We start from the raw sequence: 7,941 nt of genomic DNA on the forward strand, positions 1-7,941 counted from the left end.
AGGAGGTCTACCGGCTCCAGGGCGTGCTCATCAACGACAAGCACATCGAGGTGATTGTCCGTCAGATGCTCCAGAAGGTGGAAGTCACCGACCAGGGCGACACGGACATGATCTCCGGCGAGCAGGTCGACAAGATCGAGTTCGACGCGCTCAACGAGAAGGCGAAGGAAGAGGGCAAGAAGCCCGCCACGGGTACGCCGGTTCTGCTCGGCATCACCAAGGCGAGCCTCCAGACCCGCTCCTTCTTCTCGGCGGCCTCGTTCCAGGAGACCACCCGCGTCCTCACGGAAGCGGCGGTCAACGGCAAGGTCGACCCGCTCGAAGGCCTCAAGGAGAACGTCATCGTCGGCCGGCTGATCCCGGCGGGCACCGGCGCCTCCATGGCCAAGATCCGCGAAGTCGCCATGAAGCGCGACAAGCTGATCCTCGACGAGCGCGAGAAGCAGGCGGCCGTCGTGTCGCCCGCGCCCGAAGCGGAGCCGATGGCGCTTCCGCCCGCGGAATGATGCCTCATCCGTAGAAATACCGAGGACAATGAAAAGGCCGGCGCAAGCCGGCCTTTTTGCTGCTTTCTTTGCCTGCTGCGGTGCAGGTCCAACCTTTGTTCATCTTTCCTTCAGCCTGAAAAGCGCTTCTGCTAAGGGAACTTAGACCGGTGGTCCCGTGGCGGGGGCAGGGCCGGAGACCACGGAACTCACATGCTTGATCTCGCAATCGTAGGCGGCGGCCCCGGCGGGCTGATGAGCGCCTGGTACCTGAAGCGTAAGCTCGGCGATCTCTGCCGCGTCACCATCTTCGAGGCCTCCGACCGGCTCGGCGGCAAGATCGTCACGCGCAAGTTCGACGCCGCGCCGGCGATGTACGAGGCCGGCGTTGCCGAGATCTACGACTACTCCATGACCGGTCCGGATCCGCTGCGGGAACTGATCCAGCATTTCGGACTGCAGACCATTCCGATGGATGCCGAGCAGGTCCAGTTCGGCGGGGAATTGCTCAACGACGTGCCGGGCATGCGCCGCAAATACGGCGCGAAGACCGCGGCGGCGATCGAAGCGTTCCGCGAGCGCTGCGCGAAGATGCTCTCGCCGATCGAGTATTACGAGGGCGTCGGCGCGCACGACAACGAGAACCCCTGGGCCTACAAGACCGCCGAGCAGGTCCTCGACGAAGAGGTCGAGGACGAGACCGCCAAGCGTTTCTTCAAGGTGATGGCGCGCTCCGATATCGCCACCGAAAGCCACAACACCAACGGCCTCAACGCGCTGAAGAACTACCTGATGGATGTCGACGGCTATATCGGCCTCTATTCCATCCAGAACGGCAACGAGCAGCTCATCGATTGCCTGCAGTCGGAGGTCAACGCCGACATCCAGCTCAATCACCGCGTGCTCACAGTCGGCAAGGCGCCGACCGGGCGCTACCAGCTCAAGATGATGAACGGCAAGGGACCGGAGACGCGCGACTTCGATCTCGTGATGGTCTGCCTGCCGCATTCCTGGCTCGCCACCGTCGGCTGGGAGGGCGAGCAGCTCCGCAAGTCGATGGTCAAGCACGTCTCCTATTTCGACCGTCCGGCGCACTATCTGCGCGTCTCGATCCTGTTCGACAGCCCGTTCTGGGGCGACAAGATTCCGGGCGCCTGGTTCATGTCGGAAGCCTTCGGCGGCTGCTGCGTCTACAACGAGGGCGCACGCCACGACGTCGGCAAGCACGGCGTGCTGAACTGGCTTATTCCCGGCTCGGACGCGCTGGCTTTCGCCAACCTGTCGGACCGCGAACTGATCGACGCCGCGCTCAAGTCGCTGCCGGCGTCGCTCGGCGATGCGCGCGCGCATTTCATGGAAGGCAGGATCCATCGCTGGCTGTCGTCGGTGAACGCGCTGCCTGGCGGTCTGCCGGTGCGCGACGTCGTGACCAATCACCGGCCGGAGCCGAAGGATCATCCCGGTATCGTGCTGGTCGGGGACTACCTGTTCGACTCCACGCTGAACGGACTGCTCGATTCCTCTGATGCCGCGACCGACATCATCCTGACCGAGATGATGCGCCTGCGCCGCGAACGCGCGCAGGACGCCAAGCCGCTCTCCAACAAGATCGATCGCGACTATTTCGAGAATTACCGCGGCCTCGGCCCCTACAGCGAGGCATGGCACCACTTCACCGATCCCGACTATCTGACGAAGCTGATGGGCATCGTCTGGGGCAAGACGAAGGGCACCAAGCTGCTGGTGGCGGGCTCCGCCAGCGGAGAGCTGGTCGGCGCGCTGCGCGAACGCGGCATCGATGCCTGGGGCATCGAGAACAACCGTGCCATTCACGCCAAGACACCGAAGGCGCTGAAGAAGTACAACAAGCTCGGCTCGATTCTGGACATGCCGTTCAAGGACGACTCGTTCGACTTCGTGTTCGAGACGAGCCTCTGCCATATTTCCCCGAAGCAGGTGGTCCGCGCGATCCGGGAGATGAACCGCGTCGTCAAGACCGGACTGGTGTTCGGTTCTGTCACCTCGGACATGGCCTCCGCGGTGGTCGACCGCTACGATCTGCTGCGCGGGGTCAAGAAGCTCGGCACCTGGTGGGAATGGTCCGAGCTGTTCTTCGGCAACGGATTCGATCTCTCGATGCACCGCAAGGACTGCGCCGACACGCTGTGGGAGGTGACTCTCGCCGCTAACAAGGGCCCGGGCCAGTGGTACGCCGACGCCGACAGTCTGCGCTATTCGTTCTTCGACAAGGTCGAGGACGAGGACGACGACGACTAGCCGCAGGACCGGGTGAATTCGCCAATTGCTTTGCCGAATTCATCATGATCGCATAGAATCGGTGCAATAGCGGTTTCCGCTGTTTCCCTGCTCTCTGCGGTCATGCCGGCCGTCAGCATCGGTTGGTTTCATGGCGTCCAGGCCTCTCTCTCCCGACGAACAGAAGCTTGCTGCGGAAGAGGCGGCAGAGCTCGACGACAAGCTCGCCCCCAGCGCCAAGCCGGACCTCGAAGAGGACGGGGACGACGAGGACGACGACGAGCTGGAAGCGGATGACGACGACGAGGATGAGGATCTCGTCGTTTTTACCGCGCGCGAGGCGGCAGGCGCCCTCGCGACCATCTGGGGCTTCGTCAAGCCGTTCGTCACCAACTACAAGAGGATGCTGTCATTCGTGACGTTCGGCGTCGTCGTCGAGACGCTGTTCAACGTCATCATGCCGCTCAGCCTGAAGTACCTGATCGACGATGCGCTCGGCGAGGAGGACTTCCAGGCGCTGTACAAGATCCTCGGCGTGCTCGCGGTCGCCGGCATCTTCACCTCCATCGTCGCGGTCTGGTACGAGCGCTGGGATGCGCGGCTTGCGGCGAGCGTCATCTCGGACGTCCGCAAGCGGCTGTTCGAGCACGTCCAGGACCTGCCGGCGGCCTATTTCGGCCGCACCAAGCGCGGCGAGATCCTGTCGCGCTTCTCCGTCGACCTCTCGGCCTTCGAAGGCTCGGTCAAGACCTTCGCCAACAGCGCCGCGCTGCCGTTCCTGGAGTTGATCGCGGGTATCATCCTGATGGTGTTCCTGAACTGGCAGCTCGCGGTGGTTGCGCTGCTGGTGTTTCCGATCACGCTGATCGGTCCGCGCATCCTCACGCCGAAGGCGGTGCAGGCGAACTACGAGCAGAAGCTCAACGAGTCCGCGCTGCTCGGCATGGTGCAGGAGAACGTCGCGGCGCAGGCGGTGATCAAGGCGTTCAGCCTGCAGCGCAAGATGTTCGGCTTCTTCTCGTTCCGCAACGACGACACGCGCAGCAGGATCGCCGCCGCCGCGTTCCTGTCGACCATGGTGGAACGGACGGTCACCATCTCGGTGCTGCTGCTGCACCTCGTGGTGCTCGCGATCGGTGCGTATCTGGCGACCAAGGGGCAGATCACCATCGGCACCTTCGTCACCTTCGAGAGCGCGTTCTGGGAGGTCTCCTACAACATCGCCCATCTGATGCACTTCATCCCGGTGTCGATCTCCTCCGCGGCCGCGATTCGCCACATCCAGGAACTCCTCGACGAGCCGACCCGCGGTGCCGACCGCCCCGGCGCGCCCGACCTGCCGCGCATCACCAACGACATCACCTTCGACCACGTCACCTTCCAGTACGAAGGCAGCCAGACGCCGGTGCTGGACAATCTCAGCCTCAAGCTCAACGTCGGCAAGAGCATCGCGATCGTCGGCCCCAGCGGCTCCGGCAAGAGCACGCTGCTCAACCTGATCCTGCGGCTCTACGTGCCGGACGAGGGACGCGTCACCATCGATGGCGTCGATGTCCGCAAGGTGACGCTGGATTCGCTGCGCCGGAGCATGGCGGTCGTGTTCCAGGAGAACATGCTGTTCAACATGTCGATCCGCGAGAATATCCGGCTCGGCAAGGAAGGCGCGACCGACGAGGAGGTAGAGGAGGCGGCCAGGAAAGCCGAGATCCATCGCTACATCATGAGCCTGCCGCAGAAGTACGAGACGCCGGTCGGAGAGCGCGGCGATACCTTGTCGGGCGGCCAGCGCCAGCGCATCGCGATCGCGCGCGCGATCATCCGCAACCCGTCCGTGTTGCTGCTCGACGAGGCCACCTCGGCGCTCGACCAGACCACGGAGGCTGCGATCAACCGCACGCTGCTGAAGGTCGCCAAGGGACGCACCATGATCTGGTCGACCCATCGCCTGACCTCCGTGGTGGAGATGGACGAGATCATCGTGATTTCAGGGGGCAGGGCGATCGAACGCGGCTCGCATGCCGAATTGCTCGCCAAAAACGGCACCTATCGCAAGCTGTGGGACGACCAGATGCACCAGCCCCACGGCGCGTCGGCTCATGCCGACGACGACAGCGATGATGACGACGAGGATGAGGACGACCTCGAGGATGACGAGGACGACGAGGAGGAGTGACCGAGGAAGTTCGGCTCCAGATGCATCGCTCCGCCGAGGGGCCGCAACAGGCCCTGCGCCGACCATGCCATGAAGCGTGCCCAGCGCTGCGCGGTCCAGTAGGGGCTCGTGCTGGTTGAGACCGAGCGGAACGTGAAGGCTTTGGCCGCCGACCATTCATCGCAGGAGCGCTTGACCGGATCGCCGTAGAAGGCGGCGATCTTGTCCGCGTCCATCCCGTCGGAGGTGAGCCATTGCGGGATGTAGACGTTGCAGAGCCGCTCGACGTCGGTGAACACCTTGTCGCAGCCGGTGCCGGCGACGGGACAGGAGGTCGAAAAGGCGTCACCCACCAGCACGATGCCGGGCCGGCCTCCGGCCTCGTTCACATAGAGATCGACCGGGCGGATCTTGATCTCGCCGGGGATGCCGAAGGCGCCGGTGATGCGCTTGAGCCGCGGCAGCGCGGCGTCCAGGGTCTCGGCCGGCGCGCGGCGCAGCTCGCGCAGCCAGGGATCGTCGAAACTGCGATACACGAACAGATTGGCGCGCATCCGCGTGCCGATCGGAAACAGCGTGATGTAGGGGATGCGGTCGCTCGGCCGCTCCGAGAAGTAGGTCAGCGCCGGGAAGCCGAACGTCGACCGCTCCGTCGGCACGAGATCGAATCCGATCGAGATCGAATGGCAGGTGCTGATGATCCTGCGCGTGATGCCGAGCTGGTGGCGCAGGCCGATATTGAGGCCGTTGGCGAGCACGACCAGGCGGGCCGAGATCGTCTCGTCGTTGGAGAGTGTGATCCTTTGCCGCTCGGCGCTCGTCGTCACCGTGACGGCCTTGGCCCAGATGCGCTCGACGTGATCGGGAATCTCGTCGCGAATCGCGCTCACCAAGCCGTCGTAGAGGATATTGAACTGCTGGCTCGGCGACTTGTCGAGCAGGCGGCCGAAGCGCGCGATCCAGTTCTCGGCGGAGAATGTCGTGCGGCGCAGCACCGATTCTCCGATTCCGGTTTTGAGGAATCGCTCGACCTGCTGGCGGCCGCTGAGTTTTTCGACTCGAAAATCGGCCGGATAGGTCTCGTGCGGATCGATCAGCACGGTTGAGACGCCGGCGCGGCCGAGCATCGCGGCCGCGATCGAGCCGGCCAATCCCCCGCCGATAATGGCGATGTCGGTGTAGCGCATGACGAATATCTCTGCCGAAGGCGTCAGTTTGACGCATCAACAGGAAAAAAAGCCTTAGCGCTGGTTATAAAAGTATATTTTATCCGGGTATAATATGCTTTTGCGATGGCGGAACGCGCGGCTCGTCACCATATCGGGGAAGCGCGGTGAGGGCGGCAAACGAGCGATTTCTACAGGCGCCACAGGCGTTTTGGACTGTTGTTTCGCCTTGACTTGATCGATTCTCACTTATAGAAAGCGCCTCACTTAACGACAGGCGGTGAGCATCGCCAACGTCGGAACGGGCCACCCGTTTGATCCTCTCGGGGATCGCAAAAGCGGGCACCAACCTCGACGAATGCCGCTCAAACGCTGTCGATTATAGCTAGGCAATGCCAGGACGATTTTAGTTCTCTTGAGCACGTCCTCTTGAGATCGAACTCGGGTGCATGACCTCGGTGAGCGGGCTGCGGCGATACGCTGACGGCCCAATGACTGCGGTCCTCTGTGGCGTCGAAGCGCTTTCCGCTCGTTGATGGAGCGGTTGGCGCAATTTCGCTTTGCGCGGATTGTTCCGCGTGATGCGGCCTCTTCGGGCAGGTTGTCCGAAACGAATTTGCGGTCCCGGCAACGGGCTGCGGCAAGACGGCGGACCCGCAAGGGAACGCGATAACAAAGGGTAAGGCCAGGATGCCGACGATCAACCAGCTGATCGCACAACCGCGTGAAGTGCAGAAGTCGCGCAAGAAGGTGCCGGCGCTGCAGCAGTCGCCGCAGAAGCGCGGCGTTTGCACGCGCGTCTACACCACGACCCCGAAGAAGCCGAACTCGGCGCTTCGTAAGGTTGCCAAGGTGCGCCTGACGAACGGTTTCGAGGTGATCGGCTACATCCCGGGTGAAGGCCATAACCTCCAGGAGCACTCGGTGGTCATGATCCGCGGCGGTCGCGTCAAGGACTTGCCCGGCGTGCGCTACCACATCCTCCGCGGCGTGCTGGATACCCAGGGCGTCAAGAACCGTAAGCAGCGTCGTTCGAAGTACGGCGCCAAGCGTCCGAAGTAAGCGGGAACCAGCTCAATGTCTCGTCGCCACTCAGCGGAAAAGCGCGAAGTTCTTCCCGATCCGAAGTTCGGGAACATCATCGTCACGAAGTTCATGAACTCGGTGATGTACGCCGGCAAGAAGTCGGTCGCGGAAGGCATCGTCTACGGTGCTTTCGGCATCATCGAATCGAAGACCAAGCAGAACCCGCTCGGCGTGTTCGAGCAGGCGCTCGAGAACGTCATGCCGACGATCGAAGTGCGCTCCCGCCGCGTCGGCGGCGCCACCTACCAGGTTCCGGTCGAAGTTCGTTCGACCCGCCGGCAGGCGCTTGGCATTCGCTGGCTGATCGCCGCCGCGCGCGATCGCAACGAGAAGACGATGACCGAGCGGCTCTCGGCGGAGCTCTTGGACGCATCGAACAACCGGGGGAACGCTGTCAAGAAGCGTGAAGACGTGCATCGTATGGCGGAAGCCAACCGCGCCTTCTCGCACTATCGCTGGTAACGGCGAAACAAACGGACTCGCAAGGAACACCCCATGCCCCGCCAACATGCCATCGAAGACTACCGTAACTTCGGTATCATGGCGCATATCGACGCCGGCAAGACCACGACGACCGAGCGCATCCTCTACTACACCGGCAAGTCCTACAAGATCGGCGAAGTCCACGACGGCGCCGCGACCATGGACTGGATGGAGCAGGAGCAGGAACGCGGCATCACGATCACGTCGGCTGCCACCACGACCTTCTGGAAGGGCCGTGACGGCAAGACCCGCCGCTTCAACATCATCGACACCCCCGGCCACGTCGACTTCACCATCGAAGTCGAGCGTTCGC

Annotated in this window: 6 protein-coding genes and 1 pseudogene; 6 read left to right on the forward strand and 1 reads right to left on the reverse strand. The window is 63.1% G+C overall.

Going from position 1 to position 7,941, the window contains the following annotated elements:
- From QM712_RS35720 to QM712_RS35730, 3 genes and pseudogenes are all read left to right on the forward strand, one after another.
- Positions 1-506 (forward strand): annotated as a pseudogene (locus QM712_RS35720) (DNA-directed RNA polymerase subunit beta'); the annotation flags it as partial.
- Positions 507-698: 192 nt separating this feature from the next.
- The gene (locus QM712_RS35725) at positions 699-2,762 is read left to right on the forward strand and encodes an FAD-dependent oxidoreductase (protein WP_415027848.1); all 2,064 of its coding nucleotides are present in this window, start codon (positions 699-701) and stop codon (positions 2,760-2,762) included.
- A gap of 130 nt (positions 2,763-2,892) precedes the next feature.
- Complete coding sequence (locus tag QM712_RS35730) at positions 2,893-4,914, forward strand: ABC transporter ATP-binding protein (protein WP_415027849.1); 2,022 nt, start codon at positions 2,893-2,895, stop codon at positions 4,912-4,914.
- Here QM712_RS35730 and QM712_RS35735 read toward each other — a convergent pair.
- Entirely contained in the window at positions 4,836-6,080 is a 1,245-nt protein-coding gene (locus QM712_RS35735; RefSeq protein ID WP_415027850.1) for an FAD-dependent oxidoreductase, read from the reverse strand. The two genes, QM712_RS35730 and QM712_RS35735, sit on opposite strands and share 79 nt — an antisense overlap.
- Before the next feature lie 669 nt (positions 6,081-6,749).
- Here QM712_RS35735 and rpsL point away from each other — a divergent pair.
- The 3 genes from rpsL to QM712_RS35750 all read left to right on the forward strand — a co-directional run.
- A complete protein-coding gene (gene rpsL / locus QM712_RS35740) occupies positions 6,750-7,121 on the forward strand; it encodes a 30S ribosomal protein S12 (RefSeq protein WP_007603006.1) in 372 nt (123 codons plus the stop codon).
- A gap of 15 nt (positions 7,122-7,136) precedes the next feature.
- The gene (gene rpsG / locus QM712_RS35745; protein WP_415027851.1) at positions 7,137-7,607 is read left to right on the forward strand and encodes a 30S ribosomal protein S7; all 471 of its coding nucleotides are present in this window, start codon (positions 7,137-7,139) and stop codon (positions 7,605-7,607) included.
- 33 nt (positions 7,608-7,640) lie between these two features.
- Positions 7,641-7,941, forward strand: a 301-nt coding sequence (locus QM712_RS35750; protein ID WP_415027852.1) for a GTP-binding protein, incomplete at its 3' end; no start/stop codon positions are given.

Source organism: Bradyrhizobium sp., from assembly GCF_047605465.1.
Classification (GTDB): domain Bacteria; phylum Pseudomonadota; class Alphaproteobacteria; order Rhizobiales; family Xanthobacteraceae; genus Bradyrhizobium.